Annotated in this window: 21 protein-coding genes; 11 read left to right on the top strand and 10 right to left on the bottom strand. The window is 64.6% G+C overall.

Annotated features, from left to right (window positions below; genetic code table 11):
* The first annotated feature begins 29 nt into the window (after positions 1-29).
* Positions 30-254 carry a 50S ribosomal protein L31 gene (rpmE, locus tag DI606_RS13045; protein WP_009822308.1) on the top strand — a complete coding sequence of 75 codons (225 nt, stop codon included), beginning with the start codon at positions 30-32 and terminating at the stop codon, positions 252-254.
* 91 nt (positions 255-345) lie between these two features.
* Here rpmE and DI606_RS13040 read toward each other — a convergent pair whose 3' ends face one another.
* From DI606_RS13040 to DI606_RS13030, 3 genes are all read right to left on the bottom strand, one after another.
* A complete protein-coding gene (locus tag DI606_RS13040; RefSeq protein WP_293983694.1) occupies positions 346-1,005 on the bottom strand; it encodes a hypothetical protein in 660 nt (219 codons plus the stop codon).
* Positions 1,006-1,139: 134 nt separating this feature from the next.
* Positions 1,140-2,249 carry a 3-dehydroquinate synthase gene (gene aroB, locus DI606_RS13035; RefSeq protein WP_293983692.1) on the bottom strand — a complete coding sequence of 370 codons (1,110 nt, stop codon included), beginning with the start codon at positions 2,247-2,249 and terminating at the stop codon, positions 1,140-1,142.
* Entirely contained in the window at positions 2,240-2,788 is a 549-nt protein-coding gene (locus DI606_RS13030; protein ID WP_293983690.1) for a shikimate kinase, read from the bottom strand. The genes aroB and DI606_RS13030 overlap by 10 nt, the downstream gene beginning before the upstream one ends.
* Positions 2,789-2,887: 99 nt before the next feature.
* Here DI606_RS13030 and DI606_RS13025 point away from each other — a divergent pair, with 99 nt between their 5' ends.
* The 5 genes from DI606_RS13025 to DI606_RS13005 all read left to right on the top strand — a co-directional run bounded on the left by DI606_RS13025 (position 2,888) and on the right by DI606_RS13005 (position 8,345).
* Complete coding sequence (locus DI606_RS13025; RefSeq protein WP_293983689.1) at positions 2,888-3,079, top strand: hypothetical protein; 192 nt, start codon at positions 2,888-2,890, stop codon at positions 3,077-3,079.
* Positions 3,080-3,084: 5 nt separating this feature from the next.
* On the top strand, positions 3,085-4,905 hold the full coding sequence (locus tag DI606_RS13020) for a hypothetical protein (RefSeq protein WP_293983687.1): 1,821 nt from the start codon (positions 3,085-3,087) through the stop codon (positions 4,903-4,905).
* A gap of 2 nt (positions 4,906-4,907) precedes the next feature.
* Positions 4,908-5,840, top strand: a complete 933-nt coding sequence (locus tag DI606_RS13015; RefSeq protein WP_293983685.1) for a tyrosine recombinase — start codon at positions 4,908-4,910, stop codon at positions 5,838-5,840.
* A 10-nt stretch (positions 5,841-5,850) separates the two neighbouring features.
* Positions 5,851-6,795 carry an acetyl-CoA carboxylase carboxyltransferase subunit alpha gene (locus DI606_RS13010; RefSeq protein ID WP_293983684.1) on the top strand — a complete coding sequence of 315 codons (945 nt, stop codon included), beginning with the start codon at positions 5,851-5,853 and terminating at the stop codon, positions 6,793-6,795.
* Positions 6,796-6,866: 71 nt separating this feature from the next.
* Entirely contained in the window at positions 6,867-8,345 is a 1,479-nt protein-coding gene (locus tag DI606_RS13005; RefSeq protein ID WP_293983683.1) for a M48 family metalloprotease, read from the top strand.
* Between the two features lie 71 nt (positions 8,346-8,416).
* Here the strand turns inward: DI606_RS13005 and DI606_RS13000 are convergent, their stop codons facing one another.
* Positions 8,417-8,578 (bottom strand): Flp family type IVb pilin, encoded by a 162-nt coding sequence (locus DI606_RS13000; RefSeq protein WP_293983681.1) that lies wholly within the window; start codon positions 8,576-8,578, stop codon positions 8,417-8,419.
* 141 nt (positions 8,579-8,719) lie between these two features.
* Positions 8,720-8,905, bottom strand: a complete 186-nt coding sequence (locus DI606_RS12995) for a Flp family type IVb pilin (RefSeq protein ID WP_293983679.1) — start codon at positions 8,903-8,905, stop codon at positions 8,720-8,722.
* A gap of 84 nt (positions 8,906-8,989) precedes the next feature.
* Between DI606_RS12995 and DI606_RS12990 the strand changes: the two genes are divergently transcribed.
* The gene (locus tag DI606_RS12990; RefSeq protein ID WP_293983677.1) at positions 8,990-9,397 is read left to right on the top strand and encodes a (deoxy)nucleoside triphosphate pyrophosphohydrolase; all 408 of its coding nucleotides are present in this window, start codon (positions 8,990-8,992) and stop codon (positions 9,395-9,397) included.
* Positions 9,398-9,460: 63 nt separating this feature from the next.
* Here the strand turns inward: DI606_RS12990 and bfr are convergent, their stop codons facing one another.
* The 3 genes from bfr to DI606_RS12975 form a co-directional block, all read right to left on the bottom strand.
* Positions 9,461-9,940: a bacterioferritin gene (bfr, locus tag DI606_RS12985; RefSeq protein WP_293983674.1), complete on the bottom strand. Its 480-nt coding sequence runs from the start codon at positions 9,938-9,940 to the stop codon at positions 9,461-9,463.
* 155 nt (positions 9,941-10,095) lie between these two features.
* Positions 10,096-10,266 carry a (2Fe-2S)-binding protein gene (locus DI606_RS12980; RefSeq protein ID WP_293983717.1) on the bottom strand — a complete coding sequence of 57 codons (171 nt, stop codon included), beginning with the start codon at positions 10,264-10,266 and terminating at the stop codon, positions 10,096-10,098.
* Positions 10,267-10,326: 60 nt separating this feature from the next.
* A complete protein-coding gene (locus DI606_RS12975; RefSeq protein WP_293983671.1) occupies positions 10,327-11,565 on the bottom strand; it encodes a DUF418 domain-containing protein in 1,239 nt (412 codons plus the stop codon).
* A gap of 81 nt (positions 11,566-11,646) precedes the next feature.
* On the opposite strand from DI606_RS12975, the gene DI606_RS12970 reads away from it, so the two are divergent.
* Together DI606_RS12970 and DI606_RS12965 are read left to right on the top strand one after the other, a co-directional pair.
* Positions 11,647-12,414, top strand: a complete 768-nt coding sequence (locus DI606_RS12970; protein ID WP_293983668.1) for a methyltransferase domain-containing protein — start codon at positions 11,647-11,649, stop codon at positions 12,412-12,414.
* A 35-nt stretch (positions 12,415-12,449) separates the two neighbouring features.
* On the top strand, positions 12,450-12,983 hold the full coding sequence (locus DI606_RS12965; RefSeq protein WP_293983665.1) for an N-acetyltransferase: 534 nt from the start codon (positions 12,450-12,452) through the stop codon (positions 12,981-12,983).
* Positions 12,984-12,992: 9 nt separating this feature from the next.
* Here DI606_RS12965 and purL read toward each other — a convergent pair whose 3' ends face one another.
* Complete coding sequence (gene purL, locus DI606_RS12960; RefSeq protein WP_293983662.1) at positions 12,993-15,170, bottom strand: phosphoribosylformylglycinamidine synthase subunit PurL; 2,178 nt, start codon at positions 15,168-15,170, stop codon at positions 12,993-12,995.
* Positions 15,171-15,269: 99 nt separating this feature from the next.
* On the opposite strand from purL, the gene DI606_RS12955 reads away from it, so the two are divergent.
* Complete coding sequence (locus DI606_RS12955) at positions 15,270-15,704, top strand: DUF805 domain-containing protein (RefSeq protein WP_293983660.1); 435 nt, start codon at positions 15,270-15,272, stop codon at positions 15,702-15,704.
* A gap of 83 nt (positions 15,705-15,787) precedes the next feature.
* On the opposite strand, the gene DI606_RS12950 is transcribed toward DI606_RS12955, so the two are convergent.
* A complete protein-coding gene (locus DI606_RS12950) occupies positions 15,788-16,171 on the bottom strand; it encodes a hypothetical protein (RefSeq protein ID WP_293983658.1) in 384 nt (127 codons plus the stop codon).
* Positions 16,172-16,343: 172 nt separating this feature from the next.
* Here DI606_RS12950 and DI606_RS12945 point away from each other — a divergent pair.
* On the top strand, positions 16,344-16,525 hold a 182-nt coding region (locus tag DI606_RS12945), incomplete at its 3' end, for an exodeoxyribonuclease VII small subunit (RefSeq protein ID WP_293983655.1).

Below are 16,525 nucleotides of genomic sequence, written 5' to 3'. Positions count from 1 at the left end.
AAACCGGCCATCGAAGGAGCAAGACTGCCATGAAGGCCGATACCCACCCCGACTACCACATGATCACCGTCCAGATGACCGACGGCACCACTTTCCAGACCCGCTCGACCTGGGGCAAGGAAGGCGACACGCTGGCGCTCGACATCGATCCCAAGTCGCACCCGGCCTGGACGGGCGGCAACCGCCAGCTCGACACCGGCGGCCAGGTGGCACGCTTCAACAAGCGTTTCGGCGGTCTGACGCTGAAGAAATAATCGGCCTGACAGGCTTGAGAGAAAAAGGCGCTCCGGGAACGGGGCGCCTTTTTCGTTGATCGGCGGGGTGAGGTTTAGAAAGTTGCTGTTCTCACCCAGCTTTTGATCTTGGCAGGCGGGCGTCAATTTCTGTATTGCCCGTCAGTACTGGATAATAAGGATGCATCCCATCCGCCTCCATAGACTTAAGAATTGATGGGTGAAGGTAGATCGTCGCGTTACAAATCTGGCCGCCAATAATTTGGGTGCGTTCTACGCCAATGGGATTGAAAGCAAAAAATACATCCTTTGTGGGAATCAGATCGCAATTAATAAATCCTATGCCAGAGATATGTGTTTGGTTTAAAAACGCGATTGTTGCAGGACCTACCAACTGACAGTCGATAAACCGTTTTCCAGCGATTCTGTGCGTGGTTGGATGTTCTAAATCAGATATTCTTATTCGCTTTCGTGTGAACTGGTCGTCGAGTGGGTTAATGTTATCGACCTCCTTCGACCATTTTGTTATGGCATGCGCCCGCGCCATTCTTTCTTTAAAGACTGCAAATAGCGTCGCGGATGCTAATCCCGCCAAAACGCCTGTTACAAATGCACACCACCAGCCAAAAGCGCCGAAGCGGGCTATCCACACCACACTTTCAGATAACTTAGCTGTTACCAGACCACTTACCGCCACTGGAAGGGCAGGCCAGAAGGTGGCCAATCCAGAAAGTCGACCGAGCCAGCGATCAAAGGTGTTTAAAAAACGCAAAACGTCCTCCAGCCTCTTATGCGATTGGCTTGGCTCTAATTTTTAACTATTTGCATCGAGATATCGTTATCTCAATCAAATTAACTGACACAAGTTCGATGTGACGACATTCAGAATGACGGCCTGGTATCCGGTCATCCCGCAACCCGCTCCCCGTTCAGAAACGCCGCCACGTCCTCCAGTGCCACATCCTTCGACAGGAAGGTCTGGCCGATGCCGCGCGCCAGCAGGAAGGGGAGGGTGCCCGCCGCCATCTTCTTGTCGTGAAGCATGTGCGCGACCAGCGCCGCGCCATCGGCCTGCACACGCGCGGAAGCGAGATCGTAGGGCAGCCCGACACTGCGCAGGTGCGCCGTGACCCGGTCCGCATCCGCCTGCGGGCATAGTCCCAGCCGCGCAGAGTAGCGGAAGGCGAGCGCCATGCCCGCCGCGACGGCTTCGCCATGCAGCAGCGTGTCGGAAAAGCCGGTGTCCGCTTCGAGTGCGTGGCCGAACGTATGCCCCAGATTGAGGAGGGCGCGGCGACCGGTCGTTTCGCGCTCGTCATCGGCGACGATGGCGGCTTTTGCGCGGACGCTCTTTTCGATGGCGTGAACGCGGGCGCCCCGGTCGCCCGCCAGCAGCCGCTGCCCGTCGCTCTCGCACCAGGCGAAGAAAGCGGGGTCGTCGATCAGGCCATATTTCACCACCTCGGCATAGCCTGCGCGTGTTTCGCGCGGGGGCAAGGTGTCGAGCGTCGAGGGATCGATCAGCACCAGCGCGGGCTGGTAGAAACTGCCCACCAGATTCTTGCCTGCGCGCGTGTTGATCGCGGTCTTGCCGCCGACCGATGAATCCACTTGCGCCAGCAGGGTCGTTGGCACCTGAACGAAATGGCAGCCGCGTTTGATTATGGAGGCGGCAAAGCCCACCAGGTCGCCGATCACGCCGCCGCCCAGCGCCACCACATGATCGCCGCGCTCGATCTCCAGCGCGAGGAGCGCGTCGAGCAATTGTTCCAGATGTCGCCAGCTTTTGGTCTGTTCGCCTGCGGGCAGCACGATCGGTTCGACGGTTACGCCGCTGGCCGCCAGCGCGGTTTCGAGCCGGGGAAGCTGGGCGGCGGCGACATGGGAATCGGTGACGACAACTAGCCGCCCCTGCCGCGCATAGGGCGCGAGTAAGATGCCCGCGCGATCCAGCGCGCCATCCTCGATCGCGATATCGTAGCTGCGCGCGTCCAGCGCCACGCGGACTAGGGCCATTGGGGAAGCTGCTCCATGATCTTTTCGACCGCGACCTCATGCGGGGCGGCGATGCTTTTGACGTGGATGGGTGCGAGCGCATAGACCGGGTTGCGCACGGCGGCGAGTTCGGTGAGCACGGCGCGGGCGTCGCGCCCCTTGAGCAGGGGGCGACTGTCGCGGCGACCGACACGGTCGACCAATATGTCGATGTCGGCGTCGAGCCAGATCGCGGTCGCGCTGGAGAGGATCAGGCGGCGGGTCTCATCCTGCATGAAAGCGCCGCCGCCGGTCGCGATCACCTTGGGCGCGCCGTCCATCAGACGGGCGATGACGCGGCGTTCGCCGTCGCGGAAATGCGCTTCGCCATAACGGTCGAAAATTTCCGACACGGTCATGCCTGCGGCCTTTTCGATCTCTTCATCGGCATCGACGAAGGACAGCCCGATGCGAGCGGCGAGGCGGCGGCCGACCGTCGATTTGCCCACGCCCATCATTCCCACCAGCACGATGGGGCCACGGCCTGACTGGCTGTCGGGGATTTTGCTGTTTCGCTGCATGGCGCTGCGGGCTATACAGCCCCGGCTCGCGGAGGCAAATCGCAACTTTCCGCGCGTCCCCCGGCCGTTTGCCGGCCTAAGAGAACAAGCCAAGGACCGATGAAGAATAATCGCAGCAGCTTTAGCAGTTTCGAAGGTGGCCAGCGCCGCCGGGGCACCCGCCTGCCGATCATCCCGATTGCCCTGGTGGCGATCGTGATCGCGCTGCTTGCCTTCTTCTGGTCGCGCGGCGGGGAGCAGCCGCAACAGCGCGTTGAAAAGACCATCGCCCAAGACAAGCTGGGCCAATAGGGCCGATGCGCCGGTCGCGGGGGAATGCCAGGTGGGCGCTGGGCAGCTTCGCGCTGGCCCTGGCTTTGCCCGTGGTCGCGCAACAGGCGCCCGAATCGCTGTTGCCGCCCGGCTTCGGCGACGCACCCGAAGCGCCCGCTCCGCAGCCCGCTCGCCCGGCCCAACCCGCACCCGGTGCATCCGCGCCATCCGCCGGCGTTCCGATGGTGCAGCCGCTTGTCCCGCCCGGAGCGGTCGATCCATCGCTGGCGGAGGTCGTTGACGCCGCCAACGCAATGACGCCGGAGGAACTGGCGGCTGAGAAATCGAAATACGACCTGCCCGACAGTGCGCGGCGCTCGCTCGACCGGATCGGGCCGCTGACGCCGGAAACGCAGGGGTTCGACGCCAACGCGTTCGGTCAGGAATCGGGCCGCTATCTCGCCGCGCTGATGCGGCAGACGCATGCCCCTATCGTGTCGCGCTGGGCATCCATCCTGCTGCGTCGCGCCTTGCTGTCCAGCGTCGATACGCCTCGCGACATCGACGGCGCGGACTGGGCCGCCGAGCGTGCCTGGCTGCTGCTTCGCATGGGTGAAGCGGACAATGCGCGGCTGATGGTCCAGAGCGTGGACGTGGATCGTTTTACCCCGCGCCTCTATGCCGTGGCCATGGAAACCTATCTGGCGACGTCCGATCCGGCGGGGCTGTGTCCGTTGTCGGACGGCGCTTTGCGCACCAGCAAGGCACCGGGATGGGACATGACGCGGGCGATCTGCCCGGCGCTGTCGGGGGACCAGGGGAGCGCCAGCGGGGCGCTCAACCAGGTGCAGCGGCGCGGGGTCGCGCGGGGCGTCGATTACCGTCTTGCGGAGAAAGTGGTCGGCACAGGCTTTAACGCGCGCCGTTCGGTCAAGATCGAATGGGGCGGCGTCGACCGGCTGACCTCCTGGCGCTACGGCCTTGCGACCGCCCTCAATGTCGATATCCCCGACGCACTGATGGCGGCGGCGGGGCCGCATGTCCAGGCGTGGCAGGCGCGCGCGGCGGCGCTGACCCCGCTCAAGCGGCGGGCGGGGGCCGATATCGCGGCGCGGCTGGGCGTGCTTTCGAACGCGGCGCTCGTCGGTTTCTACGGCCAGATCGGGACCGATGGCGACGCGCCCGACGATGTAGCCGACCGGGTCGATGCGCTGCGCGTCGCGGCGTCGGGCGCGACGGTCGGCGAACGGCTGGGCGGTATGCGGACATGGTGGCAGGACAAGGCGAAGCCCGATTATGTCGGCCTCATCGCAACGGCCCGGTTCGCCGCTGGGCTTCCCGTCGCGCAGACCGATGCGCAGGATGCCGCCAACCTCGTCGCGTCGATGTTGACGGCGGGCTACGACCGCAACGCTGCCCGCTGGGCGCGGGCCGTGGGGCAGCTGGACGGCGCGGGCGCTTCGCAGCTCTGGGCCTTGCTCGCGGTCGGCGCGCCCAGCCCGGTGGTGGAAATCAACAGCAGCCGCGCTTCGGGATATCTCGACGATGCGGGCGCGGAAAAGGGGCGGATGCTGATCGCCGCGCTTGCAGGCCTGTCGCGCCTGTCGGCGAACGACGCGCAATCGCTGGCGCAGGAACATGGCATTCCGCTGGCCGCGAACAGCCGCTGGTCGCGCGCCATCGCGGCGGCGGCGGCGCGGGGAGAGAAAGCGACCGTGGCGCTGCTGGCGGCGGTCGGAATGCAGGGCACCGAATGGGCGAAGCTGCCGCCCGCCCACCTCTATCATGTCGTCGCGGCGCTGCATCGCGTGGGACTCGACCCCGAAGCGCGCATGATCGCGGCCGAGGCGATAAGCCGGACCTGAAGATGGGGCAGGAAGACGCCGCCCTGATCGACCGCTTCCTCGAAATGATGGCGGCGGAGCGCGGGGCGTCGCGCAATACGCTGCTGGCCTATCGCACTGACCTGAACGGCGCGTCGGCGCTGGTCGGTGGGTTGGCGCGGGCGGACAGGCAGGCGCTTTCCACATTGACGGACGCTTGGGCCGCGCTGGCCGCATCCTCCGTCGCACGCAAGGCATCTGCGCTGCGCGCCTTCTACGCGTTTCTGGAGGAGGAGGGGCTGCGCGCCGACAATCCGGCCCGCGCGCTGCCCCGCCCGGTGACGCAGCGCCCCTTGCCCAAGATCCTGACGACGGCGGAGGTCGACAGCCTCTTCGCGCGGATCGAGGAGCAACTGGCGATTGCGCATCCCGCGCCGCTTGATCGGCGGCTCTCCGCGCTCATCGAACTGCTTTACGGATCGGGCCTGCGGGCGAGCGAGCTGGTGTCGTTGCCTCGCCGGGCGCTGGCCGCCGACCGGCCCTTCCTGATCCTCAAGGGCAAGGGCGCGCGGGAGCGGATGGTGCCGATTTCCGACCGCGCGCGCGCGGCGGTGAGCGCGTGGCTCGACCATGTGCCGGTGGACAGCCCGTGGCTGTTCCCGTCGGGCAAGAGCCATCTCAGCCGCATCCGTCTCTATCAGCTGGTGAAGGCGCTGGCCGCCGCCGCCGGCATCCCGCCGCAGCGGGTCAGCCCGCATGTCCTGCGCCACGCTTTTGCCACCCATCTGCTGGAAGGTGGCGCGGATCTGCGCGCGCTCCAGACCATGCTGGGCCATGCCGATATCGGGACGACGCAGATCTACACCCATGTCGACAGCCGCCGTCTGGTGGAACTGGTGAACCAGCGCCATCCGCTGGCCGCCATGGCCGTGCGCACGCCGCAGGCGCACGTTGACGCCGGGCCGTCCGCGCCCTAACGCACGGGCCATGGTAAGCTTTCTGGAATTCGAAAAGCCGATCGCTGAGCTGGAAGCGCGCATCGTCGAATTGCGCGCCACCGCGAGCGTAGGCGACATCAACATCGACGGCGAAATCGCGACGCTGGAAAATCGCGCGGCCAAGATGCTGGGCGACACATATGCCAAGCTGACGCCGTGGCAGAAGACGCAGGTCGCGCGCCACCCCGACCGCCCGCATTTCAAGGATTATGTCGCGGGCCTGTTCGACAATTTCATGCCGCTGGCGGGCGACCGCGCCTTTGCCGACGACCAGGCGATCCTGGGCGGCTTTGCGACTTTGGGCGAGCGGCGCGTGATGGTGATCGGCCACGAGAAAGGCGACGACACCGCCAGCCGGGTGCGGCACAATTTCGGCATGGCCAAGCCTGAAGGTTATCGCAAGGCGATCCGCCTGATGGAGCTGGCCGACCGTTTCAACCTGCCGGTCGTGACGCTGGTCGATACGTCGGGCGCTTTTCCCGGGGTTCAGGCGGAAGAACGGGGTCAAGCCGAAGCGATTGCCCGTTCGACCGAGGCCTGCCTGAAACTCGGCGTACCGATGGTGTCGGCCATCGTGGGTGAGGGCGGATCGGGCGGCGCGATCGCGCTGGCGGCGGCGAACCGGGTGCTAATGTTCGAACATGCGGTCTATTCGGTCATCTCCCCCGAAGGTTGTGCGTCGATCCTGTGGCGCACCGCCGAAAAGGCGAGCGACGCGGCAACCGCGATGCAGATAACTGCGCAGCATCTTAAATCGCTGGGTGTCATCGACCGGATCGTGACTGAACCGGTCGGCGGCGCGCACCGCGATCCGGTGCAGGCCATTGCCAATCTGGGCGCCGCCATCGAGGTGGAACTCGATTCGCTCGGCAGCCTTGATCCGCAAGCGTTGCGCAACGACCGGGCCGACAAGTTCCTTGCCATCGGTGCCTGACCGATCGTCCGGCCGGGAACGGGGAACGGCGGTGTTCGTTTCGTCCCGGTAACGGGAAAGGGTGGACATCTATGAATTGGAAGGTGACGCTGGCTTGCACCGGTGCGGCCATGGCGGTCGCGCTGAGCGCGCCCATGGTGGTCGGGCAACAGCGGGCGATCCGCACCGTGTCGTCGATCAGCGCGCAGGACAGGGCGAGCGGAGCGAAGCAGCATCCCGAACTGCTCAAGGAATTCGGCGGCGCCTACGCCGGGCCGCAGGCGCGTTATGTTGAAACGGTCGGGCGGCGGATCGCGGTGCAATCGGGCCTGTCGAATGCGCAGGGCGATTTTACCGTGACGCTGCTCAATTCGCCGGTCAACAACGCTTTCGCGATTCCCGGCGGCTATGTCTATGTCACGCGGCAGTTGATGGCGCTCATGAACGACGAGGCGGAACTGGCGGGCGTGCTGGGGCATGAGGTCGGCCACGTCGCCGCCCAGCATGGCCAGCGGCGACAGCAGGCGGCGCAGCGCAACGCAATCGGCGGCGCGCTGCTGGGCATGCTTGCAGGCGCGTTCCTCGGCGATTCGGGTCTTGCAGGGATCGTGCAAAAGGGGATCGGCACGGGCAGCCAGCTGCTGACGCTCAAATTTTCGCGCAGTCAGGAATATGAAGCGGACGACCTTGGCATTCGCTATCTGGCGTCTGCGGGCTACGATCCGACGGCGCTGTCGAGCATGTTGGCGTCACTCGCGGCGCAGAGCACGCTCGATGCGCAGGTGTCGGGCAATGCCCGGTCGATGCCCGAATGGGCCAGCACGCACCCGGATCCGGCGTCCCGGGTCGACCGCGCGCTTCGCGGTGCGCAGGCGACCGGTTCCACCAGCACGATGCGCAATCGCGACGCGTTCCTGACGGCGGTGGACGGCGTTCTTTACGGCGACGATCCCAAGCAGGGCGTGATCGACGGCAGCCGCTTCCGTCACCCCGGCCTGCGCCTTGCCTTCACCCTGCCCGAGGGCTTCGGTATGGAAAACGGAACCGACGCCGTGTCGATCACCGGATCGGGCGGGCAGGCGCAATTCAGCGGCGGCGCATCGGCAGGATCGCTCGACGCTTATGTAAACGGGGTTTTCGCGCGTCTGGGCGGCAATCGCGGGTCGGTGCCGCAGGGGGCGGTCGAACGTACCACGATTAACGGCTTGCCGGTCGGCTGGCGCACTGTCCAGGCTTCCACCCAGTCGCAGCAGGTCGACGCGACGGTGTTCGCTTACGATTTTGGCGGCGGCAAATATTATCATTTCCTGCTGCTGACCCCGGCGGGGCGCGGCGTGGGGCCGTTCGTGCCGCTGGTCGAATCGATGCAGCGTCTGTCGGCGCAGGATGCGGCGGCAATCCGATCGCGCCGGCTGCAGGTTGTGACGGTGAAAGCGGGTGACACGGTGCAGTCGATGGCCAAACGGATGGCCTACACCGACTATCCGCTGGAACGCTTCCTCACGATCAACGCGCTGGACCGAGGCGCTACGTTGCGGCCCGGCGCGCGAGTGAAGATCGTCACCTATTGACCCTTAATCAAAAGAAAAAGGCGACGGACAAGAAGTCCGCCGCCTTTTCCTCTTCGACGAAAAGTCGAGGATCAGCGCAGGTTGCCGTTCACGTTGTTGAACGTGCCCTGGAGCTTCGAACCGAGGCTGGTCATCGCGGTGATCGCAGCGACGGCGATCAGAGCGGCGATCAGGCCGTATTCGATCGCGGTGGCACCCTTGTTGTCTTTGAAAATCTTACGGACGAACTTCATGTGACGTCTCCTTATTGAACAAAATAAAGCCATTTACTACCCGGCCGCCCCGCTTGGTAATTCGTGGTCGACAAGGAGGTGATTAGGTCAGTTCGGTTGAAAAAAACTTAATGACGATTTCAATGTGTCAATTTTTGATGGTTAATGCGCGCTAACTTCATTGGAAACATTATTCCACATGCCGACCGTCTTAGTAGCCACGTTGCTGACCGCTACTATGATGGCAAGGAAGATCATGGCGAGGATCAGGCCATATTCGACTGCGGTGGCTCCGCGCTCGCACTGCGACAGGCCATTGTTTTTCAAGACCTGGATCAGCGCGCGCATCGTCATTCCCCTGCTGGCTACAGACAGTCCCCTAAAGCCGTGTAAAGGAAGCAGGGTTAACAAACCCCTCCGACCGGAGCCGATATGACGAGTTTTTCCCCCCTCTTGGTGGTCGCGGTGGCGCTGGTGGATCGCGACGGCCGCGTGCTGTTGCAACGGCGTCCGCCGGGCAAGCCGATGCCCGATCTATGGGAATTTCCCGGCGGAAAGATCGAGCCGGGCGAAACCCCCGAAGCCGCGCTGGTGCGCGAACTGGAGGAGGAATTGGGTATCCGCACGCACAGCAGCTGCCTTGCCCCCGCGACCTTCGCCAGCGAGGCGCTGGGTGACCGGCATTTGTTGCTGCTGCTCTATGTCTGCCGCAAATGGGAGGGGGTGCCGCAGGCGCGCCACGCGACGGCGCTCAACTGGGTGCGTCCGGCGCAAATGTATGCGCTGCCCATGCCGCCAGCCGATCTGCCGCTGATCGGTCTGCTCGACGCCATGCTGTAAATAAGAAAGGGGCGCCCCGGCGGGACGCCCCTCTTGGCAGAAACCATCGCGATGGCGGACGTATCAGTCCTCTTTCGCCTTGCTTTGAAGCTGGACATAATTGTGGATGCCCATGCGTTCGATCATCTCGAACTGGGTTTCCAGCGTGTCGACATGCTCCTCCTCGCTTTCGAGGATATATTGGAACAGGTCGCGGCTCACGAAATCGCGCACCGACTCGCAATAGGCGATGGCGTCGCGCAGAACCGGCAGCGCCTCATATTCAAGTTCGAGATCGGACTTGAGGATTTCCTCCACCGTCTCGCCGATCTTGAGGCGGCCCAGCAGCTGGAAATTGGGTAGACCGTCGAGGAAGAGAATGCGTTCCGCCACCTTGTCGGCATGCTTCATCTCATCGATCGACTCCTCATATTCGAACTTGGCGAGCTTCTCGATGCCCCAATGATTGAGCATGCGGTAGTGAAGGAAATACTGGTTGATCGCGGTCAGCTCGTTCTTGAGCACCTCGTTCAGATATTCGATGACCTTGGCGTCGCCCTTCATGGCGTGTTACTCCGGCTGACCTTGGGAAAGGCTGTCCCTATAGCTTGGCTATGGGCGGCTGTTAAGCCAAAAAGGCCCGGAAATCAGGGGTTTTTCAGTCTGCTATCGCGAATGGATCGCGCCCGGAACGATGCGGATGCGTCGCAATCCGGCCTTCAGGCAGACGCGCGTTCTGCGGCGATGATAGTGCGAGCGAACGAAACGCACTGGCCGCATTTGGGGCGGCGGCCATATTGGGCGTAGGCGCTGCACGGGGTATCGGCCCCATTGCGCGCGGCTTCCCGGACATCCTTTTCACGAAGGGCATTGCAGACGCAGACGACCATCGACATCGTTCTCCTGATGGAGGAGAGATAATCGATATGATAATAGGTCGCAATAGTAATTCAGATGCTCCTGCGAATCTTTTGCGTTTGGCCGCTCGACAGGCTGCGCCATAGCCACTCGACCGGGCCGAATGCGAATCGGTCGGCCCACGGTTTGGACCACAGCAGGATGACGGCCCATCCTGCCAGCACGAACAGCGGCAGCATCGCGGGGCGCACGTGCGCGAACAGGCCGAGGCCCCACCCGTAGAAGATCGCCGTCATCATGAGGCTTGTGAGCAGATAGTTGCTGAGCGTCATGCGTCCCGCCGCCGCCAGCCGGGACACGAGGCGCGCGTTCGGGTCGCCGGCCAGCCACCACAGGATGAGGGCGGCCCAACCGACGGTCAGCGGAATGCGGAAAGGCAGCGACCAGGCCAGCGCCACGCCATAGCTTGGCAGCGGCGCAAATCCGCTCGCCCACACCCAGGCGGCGAGGGCGATCATCGGCGGCGCACCGATCAGGAAACAGTGGCGCGCGGTGCGGCGATATTGATCGGCATCCCACTTTCCGGTCAGAAATCCGCCTTTGAGCATCGCCATGCCCAGCAGCATGAAGCCCAGCGTTTCGAACGCGTTGAACAGGAAGCCCCAGACCCATTCACCCGGAAATGCGGCGATCTTCATCGCCAGAATATAGGCAAAGCCGCCGCGATAGGCGGTGATCTCTGCCGTCGTCGTCGGGCTTGCCGGATCGGACAGGGCCGCCATGAACGTCCCGAACCCTTCGCGCGTGGCCACGGTGGCGTCGGGCGCGGCGGCGGCATGGCTCCAAAGGTAAAGGCCGCCGATGAAAGCCCCGACCGTCAGGAACTGAAGCAGGAAGCAGAGGAAAGCGCGCTTCACCAGCGCCAGCGGTTCGAGCCCCACGAACAGCAGTGCAAACAGGCTGACCAGCGCATAGACGCGCAGGATATCGCCCCACCATAGCAGGAAGAAGTGGAAGCAGCCGATGACGAACAGCCATCCCGACCGGATCGTCTGCGTCCGCCGCCCGTCGCGCCCCGCCATTTCCTCCTTGTCGATGAGGAGCAGCATCGACGCCCCGAACAACAGCGCGAACAGGCCGCGCATCTTGCCGTCGACCAGAATGAGGCTCGTCGCCCAGAAAGCGATGTCGCCGCCCGACACCGCGCCCGACACGGCCGGGTTGAAATAGGCGCTCTGGGGCAGGGCGAAGGCGGTGACGTTCATCCAGAGGATGCCCATGACGGCGCAGCCGCGCAGCACGTCCATGGCGGGAATGCGGGCGGGGGGCATGGGCAGGCGATCCTTCGTGCGATATGTCCTTGTGGGAAAGGCTCTTGTCCTTTGCTGCGGCATTACGCAAGGCATCGTCCCATGAGCGACCCGCGCAAGCAACGGATCAGCGATGCCTTCGGCGCGGCGGCGGACCGCTATGACGATCATGCCGGGCCGCAACGCTTCGCCGCCCGGCTGGTCGCGGACCTTGCGGCGCGGCAGCAGCCGGGCGGACGACCGCACATCCTGGAGATCGGCTGCGGCACGGGTTTCCTGACGCGCGAGTTGCCGCTGCGCTGGCCGGACGCCGAACTTGTCGCGACCGATCTGTCGCCGCGCATGGTCGAAAAGACGGCGAGCGGCGGCTGGCTCGGCGGCACCTTCGTCGCGATGGACGGCGAGCATCCCGCTTTTGACGAGCCCTGGTTCGACCTCATCCTTTCCAGTCTCGCCTTTCAGTGGTTCGACGATCTGGCCGCCGCGCTGGAACGGATCGTGGGCTTGCTGAAGCCGGGGGGCAGCCTGTTCTTCTCGACGATGGGGCAGGAGAGTTTCGCTGCCTGGCGTTCGGCCCATGCCGCGTGCGGACTGCGCGCGGGCGTGCCGGATTATCCGTCGCTGGACGATTTGCGCACGATGCTGGCGCGCCATGCCGACGCGTTCGCCTTCGATGAGATGGTGGCTTTGGACGGGCAGGGCGCGCGGGACCTGCTGACGCATTTGAAGGGCATCGGGGCGGTCGTGCCCGAAGCCGGTCGCACGCCGCTATCGGCGGGGGAACTGCGCCGCGTGATGGCGGCCTATGACGCGGCGGGCGGGCGCGATGCCTACCAACTGCTGTTCGCGCGGATCACGCGACCGGCCTGATTGCGGCGGGCGCAACGCAATGGCATGGCACGGCCATGGCCGAACCTTCCTTCACAGTCCGCCGCGCCGTTGCCGGCGACGCCGCCGCGCTTTCCGCTCTCAAGCTTGCGGCATTCCGCGAAACCTTTCTGGACGGGTTCGCGGTGCCCTATCCCCCGGCGGACCTCGCGCTGTTCGAGGCGGAAAGCTATGGCGAAGACAAAGTGACGTCGGAACTGTCCGACCCGTCTCACGCGACATGGGTGGCGCAGGACGGCGCACGGCTGATCGCCTACGCACACGTCGGCCCGACGAAGCTGCCCCACCCGCAGTCGAGCGCCGAACAGGGGGAGCTTTACCAGCTTTACGCGCTCAACGCGGCGCAGGGCATGGGGGTAGGGCGTGCGCTGATGGACGCAGCGCTCGACTGGTTGGCGGCGGAGATGCCGGGGCCGGTGTGGCTGGGCGTCTGGTCGGGCAACGCGCGGGCGCAGGCGGTCTATGCCCGGCGCGGCTTTATCAAGGTCGGCGAATATGGCTTTCCGGTCGGCGCATGGACCGACCATGAATATATCCTGCGCCGACCCTGACGCGCTTTTTTAGAGTTCGCTGTCCATCAGGCCTGGGAAAAAGCCCTCATGCGCGGTTCGCAGGTCGGCGATCGGCACGCCTGCGACGCTGTCGCCGCCCACCGCGCCGATCCGCACCGCGCCCGGCACGTCCACGCCCTGCGCGGTGGTGACGACGTAGCGGCCCTGATCCTCACCGAACGCGCTCTGCGGGGTGAAAGCGGTGGTGATTTCCGCGCCGATGCCGCCCGCCAGCGCCATTTCTGCGATGGCAACGAGCAGGCCGCCGTCGGACACGTCATGCACTGCCGTCGCCTGACCCTGCGCGATCAGCGACCGGACGAGATCGGCATGGGCGCGCTCGGCGGCCAGATCGACCTTGGGCGCGTCGCCCGCCTCACGACCCGCGATTTCACGCAGCCAGATCGACTGCCCCAGATGCGAACCTTCGCCGCCGATCAGCCAGATCGCGTCGCCTTCCGCCTTGAAAGCGACGGTCGCCATCGCGTCGATGTCCCGAAGCAGCCCGATGCCGCCGATGGCGGGCGTCGGCAGGATCGCCGATCCGCCACCGGTCGCCTTGCTTTCGTTATAGAGGCTGACATTGCCCGACACGATCGGGAAGTCCAGCGCGCGGCACGCGTCCCCCATGCCGTCGAGGCAGCCTGTCAGCTGCGCCATGATCTCGGGCCGTTGCGGGTTCGCGAAGTTCAGGCAGTTGGTAACGGCGAGCGGGGTAGAGCCCACCGCCGACAGGTTGCGATAACATTCGGCGATGGCCTGCTTGCCCCCTTCATAGGGATCGGCATAGCAATAGCGCGGGGTGCAGTCGGTGCTGATGGCGATGCCCTTGCGCGATCCGTGGACGCGCACGACCGCCGCGTCGCCGCCGGGGCGCTGGACCGTGTCGGCACCGACCATGTGGTCATATTGCTCCCAGATCCAGCGGCGGCTGGCGATGTCGGGCGACGCCATGAGCTTCAGAAGATCGGCGCCCACTTCGGCGCCGGTGGGCAGGTCGCCCAAGGGTTCGACCTTCGCCCAGGCATTGTAATCTTCCCGCGAGAGCGAGGGGCGGTCGTAGAGCGGCGCGTCGTCGGCCAGCGGGGCGAGGGGGATGTCGCACACCGTCTCGCCCTTGTGCACCAGCACCATGCGGCCCGTGTCGGTGACATGGCCGATGACCGCGAAGTCCAGTTCCCACTTGCGAAAGATCGCTTCGGCGAACGCTTCCTTGCCCGGCTGGAGCACCATCAGCATCCGTTCCTGGCTTTCCGACAGCATCATCTCATAAGCGGTCATACCGGTTTCGCGCTGTGGCACGGCGTCCATGTTGAGTTCGATGCCGACGCCGCCCTTGGACGCCATTTCGACGCTGGAGGAGGTAAGGCCCGCCGCGCCCATGTCCTGGATCGCGACGATGGCGTCGGACGCCATCAGTTCGAGACACGCCTCGATCAGCAGCTTTTCGGTGAAGGGATCGCCCACCTGCACGGTCGGGCGTTTTTCCTCGCTGTCCTCGCCGAAGTCCGCCGACGCCATGGTCGCGCCGTGGATGCCGTCGCGCCCGGTCTTGGACCCCACATAGACGATGGGGTTGCCGATGCCGCTGGCCGCCGAATAGAATATCTTGTCGGTATCCGCGACGCCCACCGTCATTGCGTTCACCAGGATATTGCCGTCATAGGCGGGGTGGAAATTCACCTCGCCGCCCACGGTCGGCACGCCCACGCAATTGCCGTAGCCGCCGATGCCATGCACCACGCCGCTGATGAGATGTTTCATCTTGGGATGATCGGGCCGCCCAAAGCGCAGCGCATTCATGTTCGCGACCGGGCGGGCACCCATGGTGAACACGTCGCGCAGAATGCCGCCCACGCCCGTCGCCGCGCCCTGATAGGGTTCGATGTAGGACGGGTGATTGTGGCTTTCCATCTTGAAGATCGCCGCCTGCCCGTCGCCGATGTCCACCACGCCCGCATTTTCGCCGGGGCCGCAGATGACCTGAGGGCCGGTCGTCGGCAGCTTCTTCAGGTGGATGCGGCTCGACTTGTAGCTGCAATGCTCCGACCACATCACAGAAAAGATGCCGAGTTCGGTCAGGTTCGGCTCCCGCCCGAGGGCGTTCAGAACGCGGTCATATTCGTCCGGGGAAAGGCCATGTTCGGCGACGACTTCCGGGGTGATCTGGGGTGCGGTGCTGGACATGCCCGCGCCTTTAGCGAGGCGACCGTCAAATCACAATGGAAAGGCTGCGCGCCGGGCAATTCATGCTAGGGGAAGCGGAGGTATCGAAAGGACGCGGGAATGACGGGGTTCGACTGGATGACATTGCCATTGCGCCGCTATGCGCAGTTCAGCGGTCGGGCGCGACCGCGCGAATTCTGGATGTTCGTGCTGTTCATATGGCTGGGCTTCATCCTGCTTGCGGTCGTCGAGGGGATGCTGGGCCTCAGCGTCACCGAACAATGGGTCCGATCCGGCCCCTGGTGGATGACTGCGGGCTATCGCACCCATGGCGGGCCGCTGACCGGCCTGTTCGCGCTTGCGATACTGATCCCGCACCTGGCGGTCATGGTGCGCCGGTTGCACGACACCGATCGCAGCGGTTGGTGGTTGCTGTTGCTGTTCCTGCCGATCCTGGGCGTCCTCGTCCTTCTCGTCCTTTTCATCGTCGGCGGTACGAGAGGGAGCAATCGCTTCGGTCCCGATCCGGTCGAAGTGGGCGAGGGGCGGCGCTGAGCGAAGGCGGCACCGGCCAGCAAAAAGGCCGGGCCTTTCCAGCGAAAGACCCGGCCTGCGATAATCGGGAAGGATCGGGGCGATCAGACGTGGCAGCTCTGCGCGCTCTTGCCCGGGACGGTGATCTTCACCTCGTCGCCCTGGCCAGACACTTCGTATCCGCCTTCGCCGGCATAGGCCTGCCCGGCTTCGGGTGCGACCAGCTTCGTCGGCTCGCCGCCCTTCTTGGTGCGGAAATTGGCGGTTTTGTCGTCGGTCATGAAATCGACGAAGTAGAGGCTGTTGTCCTTGCACCGATATTGCTTGGTGGCCTTGACCGACGGGGGCAGTTCCACCGGCGCTGCGTTGGCCAGCTTTTCGGCCATCGGATCGGCGGGGCCGCCGACGACTTCGGGTTGGTCATTCTTGTTGCAGGCGGACAGCATGGCAAGGCCAGCAACGGCGATCAGGGGGAAATAATGTTTCATAGCGATCCTTCTATGTGCATGTGCAACATGGTGCGTCAACGCAAAAACGTGGCTTTTCCGCCATGCGCCCTGCAATGACGGCATGACGCCTTGATGACCGCACCGCCGACGCGGCGGGATTCGCGCCCATACGGGCTTGACCCGGCATGGGTGCGCGGCCAATGCAGGCGATATGGCCGAAACCCCATCCTTTCCCGACCCGGCGAGCCTGTCCTTCGAGGATGCGTTGCGCGCGCTGGAACAGATCGTCCGCCGGCTCGAAAGCGGCGACGTGCCGCTCGACGAGTCGATCTCGCTCTATGCGCAGGGCGAGGAATTGCGGAAGCGCTGCACCGAAAGGCTCCAGGCGGCCGA

Source organism: Sphingobium sp. (assembly GCF_003248505.1).
Classification (GTDB): domain Bacteria; phylum Pseudomonadota; class Alphaproteobacteria; order Sphingomonadales; family Sphingomonadaceae; genus Sphingobium.
Note: the sequence above shows the minus strand (reverse complement) of the source record. Positions and strands in the feature narration are given on the sequence as shown.

Bases quoted from the DNA above. Each gene is read 5' to 3' on its own strand.
- aroB (WP_293983692.1), bottom strand. From the start codon at position 2,249: ATGGCCCTAGTCCGCGTGGCGCTGGACGCGCGCAGCTACGATATCGCG.
- DI606_RS13020 (WP_293983687.1), top strand. From the start codon at position 3,085: ATGCGCCGGTCGCGGGGGAATGCCAGGTGGGCGCTGGGCAGCTTCGCG.
- DI606_RS12955 (WP_293983660.1), top strand. From the start codon at position 15,270: ATGACGGGGTTCGACTGGATGACATTGCCATTGCGCCGCTATGCGCAG.
- DI606_RS13015 (WP_293983685.1), top strand. From the start codon at position 4,908: ATGGGGCAGGAAGACGCCGCCCTGATCGACCGCTTCCTCGAAATGATG.
- DI606_RS13010 (WP_293983684.1), top strand. From the start codon at position 5,851: ATGGTAAGCTTTCTGGAATTCGAAAAGCCGATCGCTGAGCTGGAAGCG.
- DI606_RS12990 (WP_293983677.1), top strand. From the start codon at position 8,990: ATGACGAGTTTTTCCCCCCTCTTGGTGGTCGCGGTGGCGCTGGTGGAT.
- DI606_RS12965 (WP_293983665.1), top strand. From the start codon at position 12,450: ATGGCCGAACCTTCCTTCACAGTCCGCCGCGCCGTTGCCGGCGACGCC.
- DI606_RS13025 (WP_293983689.1), top strand. From the start codon at position 2,888: ATGAAGAATAATCGCAGCAGCTTTAGCAGTTTCGAAGGTGGCCAGCGC.
- DI606_RS13005 (WP_293983683.1), top strand. From the start codon at position 6,867: ATGAATTGGAAGGTGACGCTGGCTTGCACCGGTGCGGCCATGGCGGTC.
- purL (WP_293983662.1), bottom strand. From the start codon at position 15,170: ATGTCCAGCACCGCACCCCAGATCACCCCGGAAGTCGTCGCCGAACAT.
- DI606_RS13030 (WP_293983690.1), bottom strand. From the start codon at position 2,788: ATGCAGCGAAACAGCAAAATCCCCGACAGCCAGTCAGGCCGTGGCCCC.
- DI606_RS13000 (WP_293983681.1), bottom strand. From the start codon at position 8,578: ATGAAGTTCGTCCGTAAGATTTTCAAAGACAACAAGGGTGCCACCGCG.
- DI606_RS12975 (WP_293983671.1), bottom strand. From the start codon at position 11,565: ATGCCCCCCGCCCGCATTCCCGCCATGGACGTGCTGCGCGGCTGCGCC.
- DI606_RS12995 (WP_293983679.1), bottom strand. From the start codon at position 8,905: ATGCGCGCGCTGATCCAGGTCTTGAAAAACAATGGCCTGTCGCAGTGC.
- DI606_RS12980 (WP_293983717.1), bottom strand. From the start codon at position 10,266: ATGGTCGTCTGCGTCTGCAATGCCCTTCGTGAAAAGGATGTCCGGGAA.
- DI606_RS12970 (WP_293983668.1), top strand. From the start codon at position 11,647: ATGAGCGACCCGCGCAAGCAACGGATCAGCGATGCCTTCGGCGCGGCG.
- rpmE (WP_009822308.1), top strand. From the start codon at position 30: ATGAAGGCCGATACCCACCCCGACTACCACATGATCACCGTCCAGATG.
- bfr (WP_293983674.1), bottom strand. From the start codon at position 9,940: ATGAAGGGCGACGCCAAGGTCATCGAATATCTGAACGAGGTGCTCAAG.
- DI606_RS12950 (WP_293983658.1), bottom strand. From the start codon at position 16,171: ATGAAACATTATTTCCCCCTGATCGCCGTTGCTGGCCTTGCCATGCTG.